The sequence below is a fragment of the Mycobacterium simulans genome, assembly GCF_900232995.1.
Taxonomy (GTDB): domain Bacteria; phylum Actinomycetota; class Actinomycetes; order Mycobacteriales; family Mycobacteriaceae; genus Mycobacterium; species Mycobacterium simulans.
Map to the genome: position 1 here is coordinate 2,097,518 of NZ_OCVX01000003.1, position 22,979 is coordinate 2,120,496.

22 protein-coding genes and 1 pseudogene are annotated in these 22,979 nt (G+C 64.9%); 11 read left to right on the plus strand and 12 right to left on the minus strand.

The window, feature by feature from the left end; translation table 11 throughout:
- The first annotated feature begins 101 nt into the window (after positions 1 to 101).
- Entirely contained in the window at positions 102 to 761 is a 660-nt protein-coding gene (locus MSIMFI_RS10130) for an ABC transporter ATP-binding protein (RefSeq protein ID WP_191498114.1), read from the plus strand.
- Positions 758 to 1,558 carry an ABC transporter permease gene (locus MSIMFI_RS10135; RefSeq protein ID WP_186244858.1) on the plus strand — a complete coding sequence of 267 codons (801 nt, stop codon included), beginning with the start codon at positions 758 to 760 and terminating at the stop codon, positions 1,556 to 1,558. The genes MSIMFI_RS10130 and MSIMFI_RS10135 overlap by 4 nt, the downstream gene beginning before the upstream one ends.
- On the opposite strand, the gene MSIMFI_RS10140 is transcribed toward MSIMFI_RS10135, so the two are convergent.
- Positions 1,555 to 3,024: an alpha,alpha-trehalose-phosphate synthase (UDP-forming) gene (locus MSIMFI_RS10140; protein WP_191497105.1), complete on the minus strand. Its 1,470-nt coding sequence runs from the start codon at positions 3,022 to 3,024 to the stop codon at positions 1,555 to 1,557. The genes MSIMFI_RS10135 and MSIMFI_RS10140 overlap by 4 nt on opposite strands.
- Complete coding sequence (locus tag MSIMFI_RS10145) at positions 3,024 to 3,188, minus strand: hypothetical protein (RefSeq protein WP_186244856.1); 165 nt, start codon at positions 3,186 to 3,188, stop codon at positions 3,024 to 3,026. Before MSIMFI_RS10145 ends, MSIMFI_RS10140 begins: the two co-directional genes overlap by 1 nt.
- Positions 3,189 to 3,322: 134 nt before the next feature.
- On the opposite strand from MSIMFI_RS10145, the gene MSIMFI_RS10150 reads away from it, so the two are divergent.
- The 3 genes from MSIMFI_RS10150 to MSIMFI_RS10160 all read left to right on the plus strand — a co-directional run bounded on the left by MSIMFI_RS10150 (position 3,323) and on the right by MSIMFI_RS10160 (position 6,005).
- Entirely contained in the window at positions 3,323 to 4,270 is a 948-nt protein-coding gene (locus MSIMFI_RS10150; protein ID WP_186244855.1) for an enoyl-CoA hydratase, read from the plus strand.
- 106 nt (positions 4,271 to 4,376) lie between these two features.
- Positions 4,377 to 5,210 (plus strand): SDR family oxidoreductase, encoded by an 834-nt coding sequence (locus MSIMFI_RS10155; RefSeq protein ID WP_191497106.1) that lies wholly within the window; start codon positions 4,377 to 4,379, stop codon positions 5,208 to 5,210.
- Between the two features lie 3 nt (positions 5,211 to 5,213).
- Positions 5,214 to 6,005 carry an SDR family NAD(P)-dependent oxidoreductase gene (locus MSIMFI_RS10160; protein WP_191497107.1) on the plus strand — a complete coding sequence of 264 codons (792 nt, stop codon included), beginning with the start codon at positions 5,214 to 5,216 and terminating at the stop codon, positions 6,003 to 6,005.
- A 15-nt stretch (positions 6,006 to 6,020) separates the two neighbouring features.
- Here the strand turns inward: MSIMFI_RS10160 and MSIMFI_RS10165 are convergent, their stop codons facing one another.
- Positions 6,021 to 7,676 carry a PPE family protein gene (locus MSIMFI_RS10165; protein WP_191497108.1) on the minus strand — a complete coding sequence of 552 codons (1,656 nt, stop codon included), beginning with the start codon at positions 7,674 to 7,676 and terminating at the stop codon, positions 6,021 to 6,023.
- Positions 7,677 to 7,936: 260 nt separating this feature from the next.
- Positions 7,937 to 9,472, minus strand: coding sequence for an LCP family protein (locus tag MSIMFI_RS10170; protein WP_191497109.1), 1,536 nt, complete (start codon positions 9,470 to 9,472; stop codon positions 7,937 to 7,939).
- 245 nt (positions 9,473 to 9,717) lie between these two features.
- On the opposite strand from MSIMFI_RS10170, the gene MSIMFI_RS10175 reads away from it, so the two are divergent.
- Complete coding sequence (locus MSIMFI_RS10175; RefSeq protein WP_318187387.1) at positions 9,718 to 10,392, plus strand: LppP/LprE family lipoprotein; 675 nt, start codon at positions 9,718 to 9,720, stop codon at positions 10,390 to 10,392.
- 31 nt (positions 10,393 to 10,423) lie between these two features.
- Positions 10,424 to 11,176: a DUF2510 domain-containing protein gene (locus MSIMFI_RS10180; protein ID WP_191497111.1), complete on the plus strand. Its 753-nt coding sequence runs from the start codon at positions 10,424 to 10,426 to the stop codon at positions 11,174 to 11,176.
- Positions 11,177 to 11,194: 18 nt separating this feature from the next.
- Here MSIMFI_RS10180 and MSIMFI_RS27995 read toward each other — a convergent pair whose 3' ends face one another.
- On the minus strand, positions 11,195 to 11,602 hold the full coding sequence (locus tag MSIMFI_RS27995; RefSeq protein ID WP_224770140.1) for an integrase: 408 nt from the start codon (positions 11,600 to 11,602) through the stop codon (positions 11,195 to 11,197).
- 31 nt (positions 11,603 to 11,633) lie between these two features.
- A complete protein-coding gene (locus tag MSIMFI_RS10190) occupies positions 11,634 to 11,876 on the minus strand; it encodes a hypothetical protein (RefSeq protein ID WP_191497112.1) in 243 nt (80 codons plus the stop codon).
- A gap of 102 nt (positions 11,877 to 11,978) precedes the next feature.
- Here MSIMFI_RS10190 and MSIMFI_RS10195 point away from each other — a divergent pair, with 102 nt between their 5' ends.
- Positions 11,979 to 13,124 carry a TDT family transporter gene (locus MSIMFI_RS10195; RefSeq protein WP_186244847.1) on the plus strand — a complete coding sequence of 382 codons (1,146 nt, stop codon included), beginning with the start codon at positions 11,979 to 11,981 and terminating at the stop codon, positions 13,122 to 13,124.
- 11 nt (positions 13,125 to 13,135) lie between these two features.
- Here MSIMFI_RS10195 and MSIMFI_RS10200 read toward each other — a convergent pair whose 3' ends face one another.
- Together MSIMFI_RS10200 and MSIMFI_RS10205 are read right to left on the minus strand one after the other, a co-directional pair.
- Positions 13,136 to 14,536, minus strand: a complete 1,401-nt coding sequence (locus MSIMFI_RS10200) for an amidohydrolase family protein (protein WP_191497113.1) — start codon at positions 14,534 to 14,536, stop codon at positions 13,136 to 13,138.
- A gap of 12 nt (positions 14,537 to 14,548) precedes the next feature.
- The gene (locus MSIMFI_RS10205; RefSeq protein WP_224770141.1) at positions 14,549 to 15,787 is read right to left on the minus strand and encodes a multidrug effflux MFS transporter; all 1,239 of its coding nucleotides are present in this window, start codon (positions 15,785 to 15,787) and stop codon (positions 14,549 to 14,551) included.
- Positions 15,788 to 15,869: 82 nt separating this feature from the next.
- Between MSIMFI_RS10205 and MSIMFI_RS10210 the strand changes: the two genes are divergently transcribed.
- Positions 15,870 to 16,559, plus strand: coding sequence for a GAP family protein (locus MSIMFI_RS10210; protein WP_191497114.1), 690 nt, complete (start codon positions 15,870 to 15,872; stop codon positions 16,557 to 16,559).
- Positions 16,560 to 16,636: 77 nt separating this feature from the next.
- On the opposite strand, the gene MSIMFI_RS10215 is transcribed toward MSIMFI_RS10210, so the two are convergent.
- Positions 16,637 to 19,681 (minus strand): patatin-like protein, encoded by a 3,045-nt coding sequence (locus MSIMFI_RS10215; protein ID WP_191497115.1) that lies wholly within the window; start codon positions 19,679 to 19,681, stop codon positions 16,637 to 16,639.
- Positions 19,682 to 19,825: 144 nt separating this feature from the next.
- On the opposite strand from MSIMFI_RS10215, the gene MSIMFI_RS10220 reads away from it, so the two are divergent.
- Positions 19,826 to 20,701, plus strand: coding sequence for an alpha/beta fold hydrolase (locus tag MSIMFI_RS10220; protein ID WP_191497116.1), 876 nt, complete (start codon positions 19,826 to 19,828; stop codon positions 20,699 to 20,701).
- Positions 20,702 to 20,715: 14 nt separating this feature from the next.
- Here MSIMFI_RS10220 and MSIMFI_RS10225 read toward each other — a convergent pair whose 3' ends face one another.
- Together MSIMFI_RS10225 and MSIMFI_RS10230 are read right to left on the minus strand one after the other, a co-directional pair.
- Entirely contained in the window at positions 20,716 to 20,979 is a 264-nt protein-coding gene (locus MSIMFI_RS10225; protein ID WP_191497117.1) for a hypothetical protein, read from the minus strand.
- Between the two features lie 38 nt (positions 20,980 to 21,017).
- Positions 21,018 to 21,404, minus strand: coding sequence for a hypothetical protein (locus MSIMFI_RS10230; RefSeq protein WP_191497118.1), 387 nt, complete (start codon positions 21,402 to 21,404; stop codon positions 21,018 to 21,020).
- Positions 21,405 to 21,597: 193 nt separating this feature from the next.
- Between MSIMFI_RS10230 and MSIMFI_RS10235 the strand changes: the two genes are divergently transcribed.
- Positions 21,598 to 22,023: a hypothetical protein gene (locus MSIMFI_RS10235; protein WP_224770142.1), complete on the plus strand. Its 426-nt coding sequence runs from the start codon at positions 21,598 to 21,600 to the stop codon at positions 22,021 to 22,023.
- 127 nt (positions 22,024 to 22,150) lie between these two features.
- Here MSIMFI_RS10235 and MSIMFI_RS10240 read toward each other — a convergent pair.
- Positions 22,151 to 22,979 (minus strand): annotated as a pseudogene (locus tag MSIMFI_RS10240) (PE family protein); the annotation flags it as partial.

Sequence of the window (22,979 nt, forward strand, 5' to 3'; positions counted from 1 at the left end):
GGGCCGAACGTGTAGCCGACAACTCGGACTCCGATATCGTTTTCCGATAGTTTCCTCGCCGAGAGTACCGCAGTGGAGGCGCACCAGTGGATGCGGAGTCAATGTTCGAGTTCACCGACGTCGTCGTCGAACGCGAGCGGGTGCGAGCGCTGGACGGGTGCACCGCCACCATTCCGGCGCGGGGGGTGACGGCGGTGTTCGGACCGTCGGGATCGGGAAAATCGACCCTGCTGCGTTTGTGCAATCGCTTGGACGTGCCGACCAGTGGGCGAGTGTCGTTCCGCGGCAAGGATATCGCGGGTATCGACCCGCTCTGGCTGCGGCGCCGGGTGGGAATGTGTTTCCAACGTCCGACGCCGTTTCCCGGCACGGTGGCCGACAACCTGCGCGTCGCGCAGCCAGAGGCTTCGGACGCACGGATGCGGGAAACGCTGGAGCGGGTGGCCTTGATCGGATCAGGGTCCGGATCGTGGTTGGGCCGCGACGCGACGGCGCTCTCGGGTGGCGAGGCACAACGCATGTGCCTGGCCCGCACGCTGATGGCACAACCGCAGGTGCTTCTGCTGGACGAGCCCACGTCGGCCGTCGACGCGGAAGCCGCCGAGGTGATCGAGCGTGCGGTGCGCGAGCTGGCCGAAGACGGGATTCCGGCGCTGTGGGTCACCCACGATCCGGCTCAGGTGCAGCGGGCCGCCGATCGCGTTCTGCATATCCAACGGGGCCGATGCGGCCCCATGGAGCCCGTAACGGGCACGCGGTGAACGGGCAGGTCGGCTGGATAGGGCTGGCGACGTCGCTGGCCCTGGTGGTATTGGCCGCGGCGATTTCGTTGTGGCAGCGACTGGGCCTGGAGCGTCAAGTGCTGTGGGCGGCGGGTCGCGCGCTGGTCCAGTTGCTGCTGGTAGGCGGTGCCTTGACGCTGATATTCGAGCCCGGCCGTTCGCTGTGGTGGTCGTGGGCGTGGACCGCAGGCATGATCGCCTACGCCGGGGACGTGGCCCGCAGACGGGCGCCGGAGGTGCCTCGGCTGGCGCCGCTCGCGATCGCCGCGTTCACCGCGGCGGCAGCGATCAGCCTGGCCGTGATATTCGGGCTGCGGGTGTTCCCGCTGCAGGCACGAACCCTGGTGCCGATCGCCGGGATGATGATCGGCAACTCGATGACCGCGATGGTGCTGGTGGCGCGGCGCCTGGTCGACGAGCTGCGCGACAAGCGCGACGAGGTCGAAGCCCGGCTCGCCCTCGGTCAACCCTCTCGCCAGGCCGCGGCCCCATACCTGCGGATTGCCTTGCGGTCGGCGATATCTCCGCAGATCGAAACCACCAAGGCCACCGGATTGGTGTTTCTGCCGGGTGCCATGACCGGACTGATCCTCGCTGGTGTACCCCCGGTCCAAGCGGTGCTCGTGCAGGCGGTGGTGATGTTCCTCATCCTCGGCTCGGTCGCGACCACGACCGTCGTCGTCGCCCTCGGGCTCGTCCGCCTGGTGTTCACTCGAGACCATAGGTTGCTGCCGCTGAGGCAGCGTCCCGAGACGCCGGCCCGGACCAGAGGCTAGTCCCCGCGTTTCGGATGTGCTTCGGCGAGGGCGTCGAGAAACGACCGGGCCCAGCGATCGACGTCATGGGCGAGCACCTGCCGTCGCAGTGCGCGCATGCGCCGCCGCCCGTCCTCGACGGTCTGGTTGAGCGCCGCCTCGATGGCATCCTTGACGCCTTCGAGGTCGTGCGGGTTGACCAGATAGGACTGCCGGAGTTCGGCTGCGGCGCCGGTGAATTCGGACAGAACCAGCGCGCCGCCCAGATCGCTGCGGCAGGCGACGTACTCCTTGGCCACCAGGTTCATTCCGTCGCGCAGCGGGGTGACCAGCATGACGTCGCTGGCCACGAAGAACGCGATGAGTTCGTCGCGCGGAACCGGACGATGCAGGTAGTGCACAACCGGGTGACCGACTTCGGCGTATTCGCCGTTGATGTGACCGACCTGGCGTTCGATGTCGTTGCGCAGGATCTGGTAACTCTCCACCCGCTCGCGGCTCGGGGTCGCAAGTTGCAGCAGAACCGTGTCGTCGCGCTTTGCGCGACCCTCGGCGAGCAGTTCAGAAAAGGCCTTCAGCCGGACGTCGATGCCCTTGGTGTAGTCGAGGCGGTCCACGCCGAGCAGGATCTTGCGGGGATTACCGAGCTCCGCCCGGATCTCCCGGGCCCGACGCCTGATGTTGCGGTCGCGCGCGGCCTGGTCGAGCGCGCCAGAGTCGATGGAAATGGGGAAGGCGCCGACCCGAACGGTGCGGGACTCGAGCTCCACCTCGCCGAACCGCGACCGCACTCCCACCGATGCCCGAGAAGTGTTGGCGCCGAGCAGCTGGCGGGACAGGTATAGGAAGTTCTGGGCGCCGCCGGTCAGATGGAAACCCACCAGGTCGGCACCGAGCAGACCCTTCACGATCTCGGTGCGCCACGGCATCTGCATGAACAGCTCTACCGGAGGAAACGGAATGTGCAGAAAGAAGCCGATGGTCAGGTCGGGCCGCAGCTCGCGAAGCATTTTCGGCACAAGCTGCAGCTGGTAGTCCTGCACCCAGACGGTCCCGCCCTGGGCGACCGCTTCGGATGTGGCCTCGGCGAAGCGGCGGTTGACGTCGACATAGCGCTCCCACCATTCGCGGTGGTAGATCGGTTTGACGATGACGTCGTGATACAGGGGCCACAGTGTGGCGTTGGAAAACCCCTCGTAGTAGTCAGCAACGTCTTTGGCGGACAGGTGTACCGAATGAAGTCGCAGATTATCCTGCACGACCGGCTCCGCATCCGCGTCTGCGTCGCCGTCCACCAATCCGGGCCAGCCGATCCAGGCCCCGCGCTGTTTGCGGAGCAACGGCTCCAGGGCAGTTACCAGGCCCCCGGGGCTGCGTTTCCAGGTTGTCGTACCGTCGGGAAGTCGCTCCAGATCAACGGGTAGCCGGTTGGCGACCACCACAAATGCGGAGTCGCCGCCTGTCTTGGGGCCTCCCCGGGGCGTCATTAGCTTTCGAGCTTGGCCGGCCCAATACCAAGCATGGACAAGAAAATGCGGCACTCATCGGCGTCGTTCGCATATGCGGCGACAACACGCCTGGCCTGGCTCGCGGTGCTGTCAGCCACCGGTTCCACATCACCGAGTTCACCATGGTCAGATTTGGTAGGCATTACACAACTGTAAGCCAAGCGCGCTTCAAACGGCCGCGACGTCGGTGCAGGGAACCCGGCCCAGCGACGCCTCTCTTACACACTGGCCGTAATGTGTAAACAAGGCCGATCTGACAACAAACGAGGTAGGCGGAATGACACTCTCCGACCAAGCGGGTGCCCAGGCGGGTTCGCAGACGGCCGGCTCGGATGCCGATCAGCCGGTGGCCTACGAGACCCTCGACGAGGGGCGCATCGCCCGGATCTGGCTCAACCGGCCCAACGAACACAATGCGCAGAATCGCACCCTGCTGGTTCAGCTCGACGAGGCGTTCCGCCGCGCCGAGGCCGACGACGCCGTGCGGGTGGTAATCCTGGCGGCGCGAGGCAAGAACTTTTCCGCCGGTCACGACCTCGGCTCAGATGCGGCGATGCTGGAGCGCAAACCCGGGCCCGCCCAGCATCCGACGTACCGCTCGCACGGTGCCACCCTCGAGCCGATCGCGGAAAAGCTGCTTCACCAAGAGTGGCACTTTTTCTTCCAAAACACTTGCCGTTGGCGCGATTTGCGCAAGATCACCATCGCCCAAGTGCAGGGCAACGCGATCTCCGCGGGGTTGATGCTGATCTGGGCGTGCGATCTGATCGTGGCGGCTGACAATGCGAAATTCAGTGACGTGGTCGCAGTGCGACTGGGTATGCCGGGCGTCGAATACTATGCTCACCCTTGGGAATTCGGTCCGCGCAAGGCCAAAGAGCTGCTGTTGACCGGTGATTCGCTGGACGCCGACGAGGCCTACCGGCTTGGCATGGTGTCCAAGGTTTTCCCGGTCGACGAGCTGGCCGACAAGACCCTGGAGTTCGCGCGCCGCATCGCCGAGCGTCCCACGATGGCCGCACTGTTGATCAAGGACTCGGTCAACGCCGCCTCGGATGCGATGGGCTTTACGGAGGCGCTGCGGCACGCTTTTCACGTTCACGAACTGGGGCACGCACACTGGGCGGCCCACAACGAAAACAGGTTCCCGGTCGGACTACCACCCGACGTCGAGGACTGGCGCACCGCCAAGCCTACGAAAATCGCCCGCCGCGATACGCCCTAGAGCCGCCGAGCACCTTACGCTGCCGAGCAGACGCAAGAGCCCCTCATTCCAGCCGAATTTGGGCGCCTTTACGTCTGCTCGGCAAGGGCATGGTTCCATGGCTCACATGCAGCTCTCATTCCAGGACCGTACCTACCTCGTCACCGGCGGTGGCAGTGGAATCGGCAAGGGGGTGGCTGCGGGGCTGGTCGCGGCCGGTGCCTCCGTCATGATCATCGGGCGTAATCCGGACCGGCTGGCCGCGGCGGTCCAAGAAATCGAGGCCGAAGCATCCAACGGCGGCGCGGTCCGCTACGAGCCTGCCGACGTCACCAACGAGGACGAGATCGCACGCGGGGCGGACGCGGCGTCGGCGTGGCACGGCCGGCTGCACGGGGTGGTGCATTGCGCGGGCGGCTCGGAGACCATCGGGCCGATCACCCGCATCGACTCGGAGGCGTGGCGGCGAACCGTCGACCTCAACGTCAACGGCACCATGTACGTCCTCAAGCACACCGCCCGGGAGCTGGTGCGCGGCGGCGGCGGATCGTTCGTCGGAATCTCGTCGATCGCGGCCAGCAACACCCACCGCTGGTTCGGCGCCTACGGGGTCACCAAATCGGCCGTCGACCACCTGATGCAGTTGGCCGCCGACGAACTCGGCGCGTCATGGGTGCGGGTCAACAGCATCCGCCCAGGCCTGATTCGAACGGAACTTGTTGCACCCGTTACTAATTCACCGGAGCTGAGCTCGGACTACGCAATCTGCACGCCGCTGCCACGGCACGGCGAGGTCGAGGACGTTGCCAACCTGGCGATGTTTCTGCTCAGCGATGCCGCTAGCTTCGTCACCGGGCAGGTCATCAACGTCGACGGCGGCCAGATGTTGCGCCGGGGTCCGGACTTTTCGGCGATGCTGGAGCCGGTATTCGGCTCGGACGGGCTACGCGGAGTCGTCTGAGCCATGAAGCGACTTGACGGCAATCGGATTCTGGTGACCGGCGCCGGGTCGGGAATCGGGCAGGCCACCACGCTGCGGCTGCTGGACGAGGGTGCCGCGGTGGTCGGCGCCGATATCGCAACCGATGGCCTGGCCAAGACCCGGGCCCGGGCAGATGAGGCGGCCACCGGTGACCGGTTCAGCACGCTAGAAATGAACGTCGCCGACGAGCAAGCGGTGGTCGACGGCGTGCGTCACGCCGTCGACACCCTCGGTGGCTTGGATTCGCTGGTCAATGCGGCGGGCATGTTGCGCGCCGCGCACACTCACCAGATCAGCACCGAGCAGTGGAATCAGATCATCGCGGTCAACTTGACCGGCACCTTTTTGGTGGTCCGCGAGGCGCTACCGGCGCTGTTGACCAACCCCCGCAGCGCGATCGTCAACTTCAGCTCCACGTCGGCCTCGTTCGCGCATCCATACATGGCCGCCTATGCCGCCAGTAAGGGCGGCGTCCAGGCCTTCACCCATTCGTTAGCCCTGGAATACGCCAGCAGAGGATTGCGTGCGGTGTGCGTGGCGCCGGGCAGCATCAAATCCGGGATCACCGACGCGACCGGGGGATACATTCCGCAGGACGCCGACTGGAAGCTGTTTTCCCGGCTGTTGCCGATCTTGCCCACCACGGTGCAATCCAGTGGCGCCGGAATGGCCGATCCGTCTGTGGTCGCCGGCGTGATCGCGATGCTGGTGTCGCAAGACGGCGCCTTTATCACCGGCACCGAAATCCGCATCGACGGCGGCACGCACGCCTGACCGTAGCCTGATCGGCTAGGGCAGCAGCCGATTGAGGTTGAACAAGCCCGAGATAGCGGTGCCCATATTGAAGAAGCCGGAGTTGAAGCCGCTGACGCTGGGGCCAAGGAAATTGCCCGGGACGGCGGCGTTTCCTATGCCCGAGCTAAAGGTGTTTTGGATGGTGCCGCCGCTGATCGTGTTGAAGAAGCCGGAGATGGATCCGTTGAACGTGCCGCCGCTGGCTGTGTTGTTAAAGCCCGACATTCCGAAGCTCGGGGTTGCGCCCGTGTTGTTGAAGCCTGAGCTAACCATGCCGCTGTCGGTGGTGACCCCGAAGCCCGTGTTCACTTCGCCGGAATTCCAAAAACCCGTGTTCACGTCGCCCGAATTCCCACTGCCCGTGTTCACGCCGCCGGCGTTCCAGAAGCCCGTGTTGGCAAACCCTGCATTCCCAAAGCCCGTGTTCTCGCCGCCCGAGTTCCCAAAGCCAGTGTTGAACGCGCCCGCGTTTCCGAAACCGGTGTTTCCGCGGAAAGCGTTTCCGAAGCCGATGTTCTCGGCGCCCGAGTTGCCGAAGCCAAGGTTGTTCAAGTGGCCCGGCTCAATGACGTTGGTGCCGGTGTTAAAGATGCCGACGTTGCCGCTGCCGGAGTTGAAGAAACCGATGTTGTTGGTGCCCGAATTGCCGAAGCCAATATTGCCGCTGCCCGAGTTCAGCAGCCCGGCCAGGTTGATGCCCCGTTGATTGTCGCCGGTGAGCCCGATCCCGATGTTGTTGTTGCCGGTGTTGCCGAAGCCGAAGTTGCCGTTGCCGGTGTTTCCTGCGCCGGTGTTGAAGTTGCCGGTGTTACCGCCGCCCTGGTTTCCGTTGCCGGTGTTGCCGAAGCCCATGTTGTTGTTGCCGGTGTTACCCATGCCCACGTTTTGGCCCAGCGTTACGCCGCTGGCCCGGTTGCCGAAGCCGATGTTTCCGGCGCCGAAGTTTCCGGACCCGACGTTGTCGCTGCCACGGTTGCCGCTGCCAATGTTGCGGCTGCCGATGTTGCCGCCGCCCACGTTGGAGCTGCCGGTGTTTCCGTCGCCGAAGTTGCCGTTGCCGGTGTTGCCGCCGCCCACGTTGGCGTTGCCCTTATTGCCCATGCCCAGGCTAGGCAGGCCGTTGAGGAGCTGCTGCAGGCTCGTCGGCAACGGCAGGTGCGCTGCCGCCGACGACGCTCCAGCGTGATAGCCCGTCATCGCGGCCACATCCTGGGCCCACATTTGCTCGTACAGGCCCTCAACGGTCATGATCGCTGGGGCGTTGAGCCCCAACAGATTCGACCGGATTAACTGCAGGAACGCGTCGCGGTTGGCCGCCACCAGCTGCGGATGCACCATCGCGGCCCGCGCCGCCTCGAAAACGCTGGCCACCGCCTTAGCCTGCCCGGCCGCCCCTTGCGCCTGGGTGGAGGCCGCACTCAAAAACGCGGCATAGGGGGCGGCCGCAGCCGTCATCGCCGCTGACGCCGCACCTTGCCATGCCTGCCCGGCCAGCCCCGAGGTCACCGAGGAAAATGACGACGCCGCCGTCGCCAGTTCCGACGCCAACCCGTTCCACGCCGCCGCCGCGTCCAGCATCGGCGCCGAACCGGCACCAAGGTACATCCGCAACGAGTTGATCTCTGGTGGCAACACCGCAAAGTTAGCCATGATTGACCTCCTACCCGTTTCCACCGGCCGCCGCCGAGGCGACCAGCGCCCGATTCGGAATCGAGTAATGCGTCATAGATGCTATGACGGCGGCTGCGCCGATTTCGGGTTTTGCGAAATCCGCTCAGCGCGGGGATTTGGCCTATCACCTCGGTCTTCCAAAGCCGGAGGCAAAGCCATTTAACGCATCACCGCTAAACCGGGTTCAACCCCGCGCGCTTTGCTCACGCTAATTCAACGCCGCGCGCTTTTGCGCGCCCCTAATTCACGCAGGGAACGCCGCCGCCATCGATCGGCTTGCCCTGATCGGGTGTCGGGTAGGTCGTGGGAGTGCCGTTGTAGTAGTACGTGTTGGACTTGACCGAAGTGGTCGTGGTGGTGGTAGTGGTGGTGGCGTCGTCATCGTCGGGCAGCGAGAAGTTGGTATCCACGGTGACCCGGATGTGTCCGGGCGCGATGCTGGCGTCCGGCTTGTTGGGCGCATCGATACCGAGCAACGTGGCCACGTTTTGGGCGTCGGTCTGCGCACCGGCGCCGTAGGCGATCGTGGTCGCCGACGGATCGCCGTATTCGCGGTCACGGACCTGACCCGCGGTGTAGCCGCGTTTTTTCAGTGCGCCGGACACCTGGCTGGCCATGCCGCTGATGCTGCCGGCGTTGATCACGTCGACGACGGTGGAGGGGTTCGGCTTGGCGGCCGTAGTGGTGGTTGTGGTGGGCGTGGCGGTACCGATCGCCGCGGCTATCTCAGCCTTGATCGCGGCCGGGTCGATGATGTTGACGTCCTGGCCGTCGATGTTGTCATAGCGCACCACGGGCAGCGTCCGGAACTCGACGTTCCCACCGGCCAGGTCACCCATTCGGCGGAACAGGTTCTCGTCCCAACCGGCGGACAACACCACGTCTTTGCGTGCCACGGTCATCAGGCTGTTGAGCCGGTCCAGGTTGGTGAAGGTGCCCGAATCCTGCAGGTCCCGCATGACCGACGACAGGAAAGCCTGCTGGCGGTGGGTGCGGTCCAGGTCGCCGTTGTCGAGGCCGTGCCGTTGGCGGACAAAGGCCAGCGCCTGGGAAGCGTTCAATCGCTGGCGACCTGCGGGGAAGTCGGCTCCGGAATATGAGTCATAGACGGCGTGGTTCAGGCAGACATCGACGCCGCCAAGGGTCTGCGCCAGATCATAGAAACCAGCCAGATTGATCTCCGCGAAGTAGTCGATCGGGACGCCGGTCAGGCTGCGAACGGCACGCAAGGTCGCGGCCCGGCCGGCTTCGCGGCCCCGCATCTCGAGTTCTCGCTGGGAGCTCACACCCTGGTTGGCGAGCTGCTGCGCGACGTATTGCTTGGTGAGGCCATATGCCTCCTTGATCTTGATGTGGGTGTATCCCGGAACGCCGGTGAAGGGCACCCAGTCGTCACGGGGAATCGAGAAGGCGACAACTTTGCCGTCGGCGCCGACGTGCACGAGGATCAGGGTATTTGTGTTGTAGCCACCTTGATCGGAGTCGCCGGCGTGCAGCTGCTTCAGGATTGACCAGGGCAGGTCGTTGCCTTCCTGATCTTTCCGCGAGTCCAGCCCGATGAGCAGGATGTTCATGTTGTTGCCGCTGGAACGCGGATCTTCTGCGGTCAGGGCCTGCGAAATGGTGATGCCGCCCAGCGCGCCGTGGGCGACGTAGTAGCCGGCTCCCGTCATCAGCAGGGCCACGACCGAGACCAGCGTCATAAAGCTGCGCGTCAGCCGTAGCCGCACCCGCGACGCCTGAGGAGCGGTGCGAAGGCGATGGCTACCCGCCATTAGCAGCCCGACCAACCACCGGCCAACCAACCGGCATCTGCCCGGCGGTTTGCGGTGATGTGACTTGCACCATGCCGTCCAGTATGCGGCAGATTGCTGTGGAGCCCCCACTCCAGACCGTCTGATGTGGGCAGATTCACCCGCGGCGCCCTGCCCACCGCACGGTCGATTCATTTCCGCTACCAGCACGTTCTGGCTACAATTCGCCAAGCTCGGAAGCACTCGGGAGGCTCTCAGGACGCATGGTGTCTGACCGGATCGACCCCAACTGGCCGCCGCCGGCCTACGAGCCAACCGACGATATCGATACCACCCCGCCGCCGGCGGAATCCCCGCTCGGGCGCATCCGCTGGGTGGTGGGCGCGGTGGTGGTGCTCGTATGCGTCGCGGCCGTGGCGGTCGTTATGTTCACGGGCAAAGACCGTGGTCGGCCAGGTGCCAATCCGACGTCGCCGGCGACGACTGCTGCCAGCCCGCCGGCCACGACGTCGACCGCCGCCAACACAGCCCCGTGCGGACCCGACCAGGCAACCGCGGTGTCCGCTGCGCTCGCCAAAATCCCACCCGATACCAAGACGGGCCAGCCGTGGAACCCCACGCCTGAATCCAGCAACTACGGCCCCTGCGATGACCTGTCCGCGGTCGTAGTGACGGTCCAGGACGCGACGCGCAGTTCACCCGACCAAGCGCTGATGTTTCATCGTGGGACGTTCGTAGGAACCGCGACGCCCAAGGCATATCCATTCACCAAAATCGAGGAGCCGGCCTCCACCGTCGACCTGGTGGTCCTCACCTATCGGTCGCGGCAGAGCTGTGACACCTGCGACGACGGCACCCTGACGACCGTGGGGTTTGAGTGGCAAGGTGACCACGTCCAGGTCCTCGATCCGTTGCCCCAGACGGTAGATTCGCCGCCGTGATCCCGACCCCCGAGCCGCACACGAATGGAGCATGACCGTGCCGACTTCCCCGCCGGCCGGATGGTATTTCGATCCCGACGGTTCAGGGGGCCAACGATATTGGGACGGTGAGCACTGGACCAAGCACCGCCGGCCGGACCCTTCGGCGCCGAGATCGCAGTTGGCGGCCTTCGCTGCCAGTGTGCGCCGGCGCTGGTTGGGAATTCCCGCGGCACTGCGGTTGACGCTGCCCATTGCGTTGGTGCTGATTCTGGTCGGGATCGGCTTCGTCGTCTGGATGCCGTCGCCGCGCGACGACTGGGCGCGGCTACCGAAGCAACTCAACTGCCAGTTGCAAGCCGGGCCGAAGCCGCCCGACAGCATCACCGTGGCGTCGGTCGACGTCAAGCACCCCCGAACCGGCGTGCTGGAGTTGGTGGTGCGATTCGCCCAGCCGCTACCGCAGGCACCGACGGGTTCGCACGCTTCGGGCTTTGTCGGTTACGTCCTGAACTACAGCGTCGCCAACAATGGCAAGAAGTTCGTCGAGCTGGGTCCGGAAGAGGACACCGACGACCTTGCCATCGATAGCACGTTGGCGGCGAATTCCGGTGAGGCATCCATGCGGGCGGACCGTGACACCAACGCCCGCCGGACCGAACCCGACACCATGCAGATCTACCTCGAGCTCAAGCGGCTGGGGATCGACAACCAAGAAGTGAATCCCGAACTCACAATCGAGTCGCAGTTCAACACGCCGTCGACCACAACGGTGGAGTTCGCCACGCAGGTCTGCCGCGGGTAGCGAAAGCTGTTCTGGCAGTTAACAGTACAGGTAGGCGATGTGCCAGCGGCCGTTCACATAGTCGGCCGTGAAGTGGCCGCCCAGCCGCGGATCGGCGTCGTTGATGTTTCCCGAGCCCCCAACGTACGGCCGGAAGCCGGGCGGATCCCAGGTGACCGACTGTGGATTGGATGGCATGTCGGGTGTGCAACCGACCTGCTTCTTGACGTAACCATCAATGATCTGCCGCTCCGCCGTGGCTTGGTCGCCAGCGTCGGGCGCCGGATCTGCGGCGCACAAATATGTTGCACCACAGATACTTTGGCTTGCGGTGACGAGTGCAACGTCAATCACAGGTGCTGCCGGCACGACGGCGCCGCATGCCAACACGAAAAGTCCCACGATCGCGGCGAAGCCGATCCGCCCGAAACGTCTGCTGATGTGCATGTTGCCTCCTGGGGCATTCGGACACCAAAGGCTACCGCGTCTTGACGACCTCCTCGCCGGACGAGTAACGCAGCCGAATGTTGGTGCCAAATACGTTTTCGATGATGAACACGCCCAGGGGTTCGATTTCGTAGTAGTAATGCACGTGACCATGCGCGTCCACCGCCGTGGCACAGGTGCGGCCCGGGGCGCCGCATCGTTGCTTGATCGGTATGGCGAGTGCGGAGATCACCAGCACGACGGCGATCCCGATCACCAGTGGCGCTCTCCTCAAATGCCAACCTCGTTTCAAGCAGGATGCAGCACGGATGGCAGTGTAGGCGACCGGGGCTGGCCTTGCGCCGGTGAACGTCCGGGCCAGTAGGGTCTGTCAAGTATGGCCACTGCAAGCTCGGACGGCGCGTCGTCATCGCCAACGCGCATCGAGGTTCTGGGCAACATCGGTCCCAATTGGTTCGCCTCGGTCATGGGTACCGGAATCGTGGCCGTTGCCGGTGCCACGCTGCCAGTCCGGGTACCCGGGCTGCGCGGATTTGCCGAGGTGGTCTGGATAATCGCCGCTGTCTTGCTAGTAGTCCTGATCGTCTTGGTCGGGGGCCACTGGCTGCGACACCCCACCGTCGCACGCAGCCACGTCCGCAATTCGCAGATGGCGCATTTTTACGGGGCTGCGCCCATGGCCCTGATGACGGTCGGCGCTGGAGCGGTGCTGATAGGCGGGGATCTCATTGGGCAGCGCATCGCCGTCGATCTCGATTGGGTGCTGTGGACCCTTGGGACCCTCGGCGGGTTGTTCACCGCCGTCAGCATCCCGTTCCTCATGTTCACGCAGTACGAGGTCGAGCCGGATGCGGCCTTCGGTGGGTGGTTGATGCCGGTGGTTCCGCCGATGGTGTCGGCCGCGACGGGAGCGATGCTGCTCCCGCATCTGCCGCCGGGAACCGGCCGGGAGACCATGCTGTACGGCTGTTACGCGATGTTCGGCTTGTCGTTGGTGGCTTCAGTGAACATCATCGCGATGATCTGGACTCGGCTTACCCACTACGGCACCTCGGGCACCGCGCGGGTGCCGACGCTATGGATCGTGCTGGGTCCGCTGGGTCAATCCATCACGGCCGCAGGACTTCTCGGGGCCGCCGCCGCGAACGGGGCGATCGATCACCAGCTGGCCGAGGACATGAACGCGTTCGCGATCCTGTTTGGAGTTCCGGTGTGGGGTTTCGCGGTGTTGTGGATCGCGCTGGCCACCTCGCTCACGGTGCGAACGCTGTGCCGCGGGATGCCGTTCGCCCTGACCTGGTGGAGCCTCACGTTCCCGGTCGGCACCTTCGTCACCGGCACATCGCAACTGTCTGCGCATACTCACCTGCCCGCATTCAAGGTCGCGGCGGCCATCGCCTACCTAGGTTTGTTAGCCACTTGGATTCTGGTTGCCATCCGCACCGCGCGCGGTAGCCTGCGCGGCAACCTGCTTAAGGTGCCGCCCAGCAGCGCACCGGTCAAGGCCAGCAAGTCGCGATAACCGGGTGAGCATCACTGCAGGCGGCGTCCCTGAACATACGTTTCGGCAATGGATGTCTCGCGGATTCCCATCAGCAACGCGAACAGGGTTTGGTCGCGCGCCATGACGGCGTCGTCCGAGCGCGCGCCGTAAGTCAGCGCGGCCTGCAGTGCCGGGGTTCGGCTCGGGTCGATAACGACGAAGTCGGCTTCTTTGCCGACGTCGAAGTTGCCGAAGCGGTCCTCCATGTCGAGTGCGCGTGCACCGCCTAGGGTTCCGATAAACAGCATCTCGGCCGGATGCATGGAAACCCCGGCCGCGCCCGGTTCGGAGATGTGTACCTTGAACGCCGCACCGATCACCTGCGGGATGAGCCACTCGTCTCCGCCGCCGTAATCCGTTCCGGCGGAAATGTTTACACCGGAAGCCACGGTTCGCAGCCACGGCATCGTGCCGGATCCCAGGAACTGCTGAGAAATCGGGCAGTGCGAGATCGAAGTGCCCGTCTCGGCCATCCGCTCCAGTTCCACATCCTGGCAGTGCACCGAATGCGCCATGATGCTGCGGCGCCCAAGCAGGCTTGATCCGCCAACGGTCGAGCCCGGCAGGAACTTGCCGTCGTAGGTGTCCAGGTATGAGTTGACCTGATACCTCTCTTTGGTTGCGTCCACTTCGCCGGTGCCCGGACGATTGTTCTCGTTGAGGTGGGTATGGAAGTACACGCCTCGATCGCGTACTGAGTCATACAGCTCGCCAAGGCTTTTCAGGGTCTGTGTGGTCACCGCGAGTGAGAATCGCGGGACGATCGCGACGTGCAATCGAGCGCTCCTCACATCGCCGGTGTCGGCCGCGTGCCACTTGTCGATCTCCTCGCGGGTCAACCGAATGGCGTCTTCTTCCGAGGTGAACAGTCGCGCCGCCGCCGCAGGGCCGGTTGTCTGGATACCGCGCCCACTGACGATCCGTAGTCCGCGACGCTGGGTTTCGGTGAACAACGCATCTTGAGCGTGGGGAAACGCGGACCCAAACACCATGGCGGCGGTGGTTCCCGCGGCGATGCGCCGATTGCAGAACTCGATCGCCGCCTGCGCAGCGACGTTCGTATCGGCGAAATGGGATTCCGAAGGGTAGATGCACAGGGTCAGCCACTCCAGCAACTGCCCGCCGCCGTAGGAGTCACCGGCATAGGTCTGCGGGAAATGCACGTGGGTGTCGACAAAGCCTGGGAGCAAATAGCCGGGCCGGTGATCGGATGTGGGCGCGGATTGATATTGCGACGGGATGCCCGCACGCTCGCCGCAGAAAGCGATGCGGCCGTCGTCGCCGATGACCAACGCGCCGTCGGGAATTGAAGCCAGGGCATTGGCGGCGTCGGTCACCAACGGAGCGCCGGCGAGGTGAAAGACGTGCCCCAGATGAATCCGACTTACCACCCGTTCCTCCCACTAGGTTTGTTGGCGGGCTTGCCGACGACTTGACGTCGCCCAGGCGAGCAGAGCGAATGAGGTTGCGCCGCAAGTCACGAACACCCACGCCATGGGTTCCTGCGAATGTTCAGGGATGGCGCCGACGACAAACATGGCGATGGTAATGATCAGGTAGGTGCCGGCACTGATGAGGCCACCGATCAATCCGAGGTTGCGACTGTATAGTCCCAGCGCTTCGCCGTACATCTGGGGACAAAGTTCGCCGCAACCTAACAGCGCTAGGCAGGCGCCGACCGTGATCGCCAGGGCGTGGTTTCCCACGAGCAAGCCGGACCCGAGTAGCACCGCGGTGCCAAGGCCGAAGACAGTCAGGGCGCCCATGGCCAGTCGTCGCGTAGGCAGGCGCGCGGCGAAGATGCCGCATATCAGTTCACCGCATAGATTGGCCGCCCCGACTATCAGTGCGACCAGTCCGTAGGCCGCCGGCGAGAAGCCGAGATTCTCCTGGTAGAGGAACGGACCGACAACGCCGAAGGCCAGCTGCGCCGAGGCGATGAGCCCGAACACCAGCACGAAACACAAGAACACCCGGTTGCGGCTCGCATTGGCGACAACCTGGGCGATCGCTGCGATGTTGATCGGTGAACGATCCGGGCGCGCAAGAGTTTCGGGCAGCGCCAGGATGACTATCGCCGCTGCGAGCAGGGCGAGGGCGGCGATACAGACGAACGCCAGGCGCCAAGAAAGGTACTGGACCAGGATGCCGCCAGCCGCGGGTGCCAGCACCGGCGCCAGCCCCCACGCCGTGCCGAGCAGACCCGACACCGACGTCAGGCGAGGGCCGCGGAAGCAATCAGCGGCGATTGCAAAGGACACCACCATGCAGGCGCAGGCGGCCGCGCCCTGCACGAAGCGCGCCGCCAGCAAGAGCGCCACATTATCGGCCAGCGCGCAGAGCAGGCTCATTGCGACGACGATGCCCAGGCACGTCACTAGCACCGGCTTACGGCCCCGGGCATCGGCGATGACTCCCACCGGGATGAAGGCCAAGCCCATGCCTAGTACGTAGGCCGCGACCGTGTGCTGCATCGCCGCCGATGACGAGTGCAGGTCGACGACCATCTGCGGGAGCGCAGGTGTGTACAGGTCAAGTGGAATCTGGCTCAGCGGCACCACGAACAGCAAAATGGCGATGAGCTGCCGCGGTGGTGTCGCGAGCGAGTATTCGGGTTCGGCGTCCCCCACAACTTCCGCCACAAGGCCGGATCATTGCATGCCAGCGCCTAGGTATTCGAGGTTTTGCTTCAATCTGGGCCGCCGGGGAGCGTTCGACGCGTCAATGCGAAGATTGCTGCCCGTGATAGGAAATTTGGCGCCAGTGCTTACCCATCTCGTGCCGCTCGCGCTGGTCATCGCCGTCTCACCATTGACAGTCATCCCGGCCGTATTGGTTTTACATGCGCCGCGGCCGCGGCCGGCGAGCCTGGCCTTCCTGGGCGGCTGGGTGTTGGGACTGTCCGCACTGACCGCGATCTTCGTCACGGCTTCCGGCGCACTGCACGGTCTGAACAACGCGCCGCCGACCTGGGCATCCTGGGTGCGGGTGGTACTGGGTTCGGCGCTCATCGCGTTCGGTGTATACCGGTGGCTGACCCGCCACGGCCATAGCGAATCGCCACGCTGGATGCGAACGTTTGCCACCATCACCCCGAAGCGCGCGGGGGTAATGGCGGCGGTGCTATCGGTAGGTAGGCCCGAAGTGTCGATCATGTGCGTGGCGGCGGGACTGGGTATCGGCACCGGCGGACTCGGCGTCGGGGGCAGGTGGATAGGCGCCGTGATCTTTGTCGGCATCGCGGCATCGACGGTCGCCGCTCCCATCTTGGCCTACGTCGGCGGTGGTGATCGCTTCGACGAACCGCTGACCCGGCTCAAAAATTGGATGGAAAAAAACCACGCCGCGATGCTCGCGGTCGTGCTGATCTTGATCGGTCTAATGGTGCTCTACAACGGAATTCACGCGCTCTAAGACCTACCTGCGCGAGCAGACACAGAATCGCACGATTTGAGCTCAAATCGTGCGATTCTGTGTCTGCCCGGCGGAGGTTACCGTCGTCCCGTCCTGGCGGCTGCTATCACGGTGACGCCCAATGCGATCGCTCCCACCACGATCAGGGGATGCCACCATTGCGCACCCAGCCAGTAGGCATTCGCGCCAACCAGGCCAGGGTGCTTCTCATCGCCAAATAGCCAGTCGCGGACAACTGGCGTCGCCAGCGAAAGCACCGCTCCTACAAGCGTTACCGACACCAGCGCGAACAACAGCCGGCTCGACAACTGCCACGTTCCCAAGACGATGAGATAACTACCGGTCCCCGCCATGATCAGGCCCGTCACACCGAGCACCGTCACCGATTGAATCGCGGCCGCAACGCCGAGCACCAGCAGCACCGCGCCGGCCACGATGGTCGACCTCGCAATACCCTTGGTCAGCGAAACGACTCGATAGCCGCCCAGCGTCAACGTTCGCAAGGTGACCACCGGCGGCTTGATCACACTGGGAAGTTGGCGGACGGACCCGGCCGCCCCGGACGCCGTCGCAGCGGCCTTGGCGACGGTGTGTGCCATCAGCGGCGAACCCTTGTCGGTGAGGAACGTCTCGCTGGCGACCGGATTTTCGTTCAACAGCGCGTATTTGGCCTGTCCCGGGCTTGCGGCCAGCACCTTCTGGGCCCAGGTTCGCGAGGTCGTCGGGCTCCAGTCCGGCCGCTGTCCCGGCCGGGGATCGATCACGGTGTTCGCCAACCCGTCCAGCTCCTCGTCGAGAACCCGTCGCTGCCACGCTTGCGCCAGCCACATCGAGGTGCGGGGAATGCTGGGCGGTAGCGCCTGTGCCGGGTCGTCTAGGAACGCGAGCTCACCGAGCAGCATCTGCCGGTCCTTATCTGAACTCGGAAGCTCAAGTGCCCCAATAGCTTTGAGCTGATCGAGAAGCCATTGCGCGTTGCTTCCGGCTCCGTCGGCCGCTGCGCGGGTCTGTACGATCCAGCGCAGCCGTCGCGGATCCAGTAGGAGGTGGACGAGCCAGCCCGATCCGTCGAGCCGGCCCCACATCCAGTCATTGGCTCGCCAGGACCGCTTGTAGAAGGCGCCGAAGTGGTGAAACTGCATGCCGGTTAGCTTCTGCTGGGCCGTCTGCCAATCGGGCGCGAGCAGGCTGCGGGTATCGGCGCTCACTTGCACCAGCTCCACGGACTGGTCGATGTCTGCCTCGGCGGGAAGCATCGCCCGCTGGGTTGCGGCCAGATCGAACAATTTCACTGCCAGGGTTGGTGGGTCGTCATTCGATCCCAGGTAGTCGAGGTAGGTACTCAGCGGACTGGCCGCGGTGGCGGCTAGCCGAGTCAAGGTCTGGTAGTTGTTCGCTAACACGCCGCCAAGCCGTTCCCAAACGTCTTCCTGCACCTTCAAGTGTTGGAGATAGTCCGCGGCCACCAGGCGGGCGGCGCTGGCAAGCGAACCTCGCCGGACCGCCTCGCCCGAGCACACCGTGCGAACAAGCCCACCGAAATCGACTGGTGCGGGCGGCGGGCAGGCCTGGTGGATTCCCTTGGTGAGCTCCGCCAAGGTGGCGATATCGGCATCGGACTCTGCGAGCTGGTATGCCGCCTGAACCACGTTGAGCGCGCACCCTTTTGCGAGGTCGTACGCCGGTTGGCCATACCGAGCAAAGTCGGCGGGACCGTCGGGCAGCGGCCGGTCGGGTGGTTGCGACCAACGACTCAGGATCGACTCGGTGATCTGCCGGCCGCACAACTTCTCGGCGTCACTACCGACGGCGAGTTCGGGTTCCCAGTTCGTCGGAATGCATTCGGCTGACGGCCCCGACTGCGGTGGCCAGGAATTGAGCTGGCGCAGCAGAGCATCGGTGAGTGCTTGGGTATGTTTGGTTGCCTCTCGGGTCGCGTAGTCCGCCAGCAGTGACGGAGTGAGCAGCCGCAAGCCCTCGGGCAGCGTCGCCGCGAGCTCTGCGAGGCGAAGTTTGGTCTCCGTTCTCGCATCCATTCGGTCCTGATGGGCGCGGATCTCTCGCAGGTCGGTGGCGATCGACTGAGTGGTGATCGCCGCCAGGTCTTTGAGAAGCCCGTCGACCAGCCCGGGTGGCTCGTTCACATTGGCCGGGGGAACCTCCTGCGCCAGATCCGGCGCCGGTCCGGAGGACGGCACCACGAAGAGGAGCACCCGGCGCACCGGGCGCCGGGCGGGACGGTCGAAGATGCGCCTGAGTAGCACGCCGATGGGCCGGTTATCGAGCAGTCCACCATCGGCGACCCAGTGTGCGCGGGTGATGTTGGCGAAGGGCGCCATCGGGGGTCGAGCCGGTACGTCGCCCTTGGCAGCGGTTCCTGCTGTGAAGGGCAGGAACGAAGGCTCGAAGGCCACCGGGAAGGACGCGGAACTGCGGGCGGCCAAGGCCACGGCCGCTAATGTGCCCGTCCTGGCGAGCTCTGTTTCGGTAAAGGTGAAAAGTCCGCGCCGGTCAACATCCTGAACGAGCGTGCCGAACGAGTCGGTGAATCTGCTTGTCGCGCCGTCGAGCAGCGTCGTCGTGACGTACAGGGTGGTTGATGGGGTGCGGGCGCCGGCCGGGAACTGCGCAGGCGGGAACGGCCCGGTCGCGAGTTTGGGAATCTGCTTGGCCAACGCGGCGAACATCCGTTCGTCGCCGTACAGCAGGGACGGTGTGTACTTGTCGCGCGGGTCGCGCAGCAGATCGGTCAAAGCCCCGAGATCGAGCCAGAGGGCGCGAAGTCCGCCCAGGTCAGATCCCGAGACCCGCGAGGACGCAAGCAAAGCCGCGTTGATGCCACCCGCACTCGTCCCGGACAGGATGTCGACGTCGACGACCATGTCGAGCAGGTCGATGAGTTCGGCGTAGAGCTTGAGAGCGGCGGTCGACTCCTTGGTGAGTCGGTTGTCCGTCGGGAAGGTTCCGCCCGCTCTCCGCCACTGTGATGCCTGCGCGAGCAGGTTGATCTCGCGCGCCACACCGGCCATCCAGATAGCGAGACTGACGCCGCCCGTCATGGTGGTGGCGAGGCGCAGTTCCTGGGTCAACTCCGTTACTGGTGACGGCCTGTCGAATAACATGCGCACCCCTCGAGTAGCGGGGTCCGCTAGTGGAGCCGGGCCCCTCGGCCGAATTTGCCAGAGCGCAGCTTGATCGGCATTAAGCGTAATGCGCGTTTCCGCTGCGGCGCGGCTGTGACTTGACCCGGTCCTAAGATCTCGTGAATGAGCCCACCACCTGAACAATTCTCGATTCAGGGCAGTGACGGTGTGCGTATCGTCGCCGACCGATGCGGGGATCCTCAAGCGCGTGCCGTGGTGTTCTTGCACGGCGGTGGGCAAACCCGCCGCTCATGGGGCCGGGCAGCGGCCGCAGTGGCCGAGCACGGTTGGCAAGCCGTCACTATCGACCTGCGCGGCCACGGTGAATCCGACTGGTCGACCGACGGCGACTACCGTGTGGTCAGCTTCGCCGGCGATGTCCAACAGGTGCTGCGCGCCTTACCTGCGCAACCCGTCCTGGTGGGGGCATCCCTAGGTGGGTTTACCGCGATGCTGCTGGCGGGTGAACTCTGCCCAGGTATTGCCAGCGCGGTCGTATTGGTGGACATCGTGCCCAACATGGACCAGTCCGGGGCGAATCGAATCCACGCCTTCATGGCTGACCGGGTGGAGTCGGGGTTCGGCTCACTTGACGAAGTCGCGGACATGATCGCCGAGTACAACCCGCATCGGCCCCGACCCACAGATCTAGAAGGTCTCACCACAAACCTGCGCCGCCGCGGAGATCGTTGGTACTGGCACTGGGATCCACAGTTCATCAGTGGGACCGCGACATTTCCGCCGCTTGAGGTCACCGACGCGGAGCGCTTATACGCGGCCGTCGCCTCGATCCTGCGCGACGGCGTGCCGATGCTTCTCATTCGCGGCCAGATGAGCGACCTTGTCCGGCAGGAGAGCGCTGACGAATTCCTCGCGCGGTTCCCGCAGGTCGAGTTTGCCGATGTGCACGGCGCAGGACACATGGTCGCCGGCGACCGCAACGACATTTTCGCCGCAGCCGTCTTGGATTTCCTGGCTCGGCACGCCGACGCCAGATGATGTGATCGCGGTGGTTAGCGCTCGAGGGCGCGGGCGAGGAGCGTTTTGATTTCGGCGGCCGATGCTTCGATGGAGCGGATGCGTTGGTTGGAGTCGTCGGCCGTGGCCATCATCTCGCCGCCAAACCCACGCAGCACGTCGGCAAGCATTTGTTGAGTTTCACCAAAGGCCTTGATTGCCGCAGAAATTGCGCGCAAGTCGGTCTGGGATCCCTCTAACGCCGCGATCCGGGCTCTGAGGTTTTGTATGGTGCCGTCAAGATCTTCTGGGGTGGCCACGTCGGCATCGTAGGCGCTCGACTGTTGGCCTGCCCGGTTCAGTACGCAAGGCCGGATTCCACCAGGCTTTTCATCCCCTCGGTGCACCCCCGCAGGAAGTCGGCGCGGTCGAGACTTGGGAAGGTCGCGACAGTTGCCGCCTCCTTGGCGCAGATCGTGGGGATCCGGCTGGAAACGAGGATGTGTTCCACCGAAAAGCCCTCGGCGCGCATGCGGGTGGCCGTGAGTTGGCCGTCTTTGACCGCCTTGCTGTAGCCGAGCTGGAACGACGGGCTGGTCATGTCGGTGGTGTCGGCCTGCGCGCTGCTTGCGGCAACAAGGGCCGCCCCGAGTGAGCCGCCGATCGCCAGAGCAAGCAGCGGCCTCGAGGTGATGCGCCAACGCGACCGCTGTGATCGGTGCTCGGTCGCTACTTGGTGCGTCATGGCGTCTCCCTGGTTGTCTCGTGACGGTATCGGTCTTCTGTGCCGAAGTTAGACCCCTGCCGTGTACTCTAGGGCATAGGTTTCATAAATGGAACATCTTTCTTCAAATCAATCATAGTTGCTCGACACGAGTTGAAGATCCGAAGGTGAGGCTATTTTGACTGGTTTCGAGTCACCTACTACCGTTTGTGGTATGCCGAGACGAACGCGGGCCGGGAAGGAACTTGGCCGCGTGCTTGAGTGGCTGCTGAACCGAGATGTTCCAGATGGCGAAATCGCATCCGCCCTAAACCTGGCGAAAGCCACCTATTCCCGGCGCAAGGACGCCGATGACTTTCCGAGCTACGCCGAACTGATCGCGCTCGGAGAACACTTTGGCCTTTCCGCGCGCGTGCTGCAGATCGCCTTCGGCTGGCGTGGGGAGGACGAATTGATCCTCCTTGACATCGACGAGATGCGTCAGTACTTGGAGCAGGCCGGTGTCGCGCTGTTCGCCAACGAACGGATTCGACGGTATATCGAATCACGCAAGGACGGTGACTACCCGTTGGCCAATGCGGTCCTGAAAATGGCCGAGGTCGTCGACCCTTACTTCAAGTCGGAGGAGACGGGCACCTAAGAGCCTGTCCACAAATGGTTGTGCTGCCTGCTGTTGGCCGTCGGCGGGCCGGATGGGGGGCGTCCCCACCTGGGATACGGTGGCCGGCGGTCCGTGGCTGCCGTGGCACCATCGGATGCCGGTCCGTCTATCCCACCGAGATGGAATTGTCGTACAGCAGCCCGCCTCCACCCCCGACACCATCACGGCCGCGAGCCCCAGTTGTCCCCGTGCCAAACGGGGGCGAACTTTGGCCGCCGGATCCGCCGACGGCGCCGGTGCCGCCGGTCGCCGGTGCCGCCGGTCCCACCCCGCTACCCCAGAACCACCCGCCGCTGCCGGCGGCGCCGCCACCGCCGGCACCGCCGCTGCCGCCGTCGCCGCCGAAGCCGCCATTACCGCCTTGGCCGGGAGTGCCCACGCCAAAGGCTTTGCCACCGATGCCGCCCACAGCGGCGGCACCGCCGTCGCCGCCGTTACCAGCGGAGCCACCAGTGCCGAATAGCCACCCACCAGTGCCACCCGCGCCGCCGTCGCCTCCGGTGCCGCCGTTGCCGCCGTCGCCACCGTTGCCGCCGTCGACGGCTCCGGCGCCGGCGGCGCCCTCGCCGCCCGCCCCGGCGGTGCCACCGGCGCCGCCGTGTCCACCGGCACCGCCGACGCCCCACAGCCGGGCGTTGCCTCCGGCCCCGCCGGTGCCACCGGTGCCAGCTGCCCCGCCGGAGCCGCCGTCGTCGGCGTTGACGCCAATGCTGCGACTGCCGACTCCGCCGTTTCCGGCGATGGCACCTTGCCCGCCGTTACCGCCGTTGCCGAACAACAACCCGCCGGTACCGCCGGCGCCTCCGTTCCCGCCGTCACCGCCGACCCCGCCGGCGACACTACCCGCAAACACGGTTGTTTGGGTGCCGCCGTTCCCACCGGTGCCGCCGTTCCCACCGGCTCCTCCGTAGCCCCACAGCCGCCTCTTATCCACA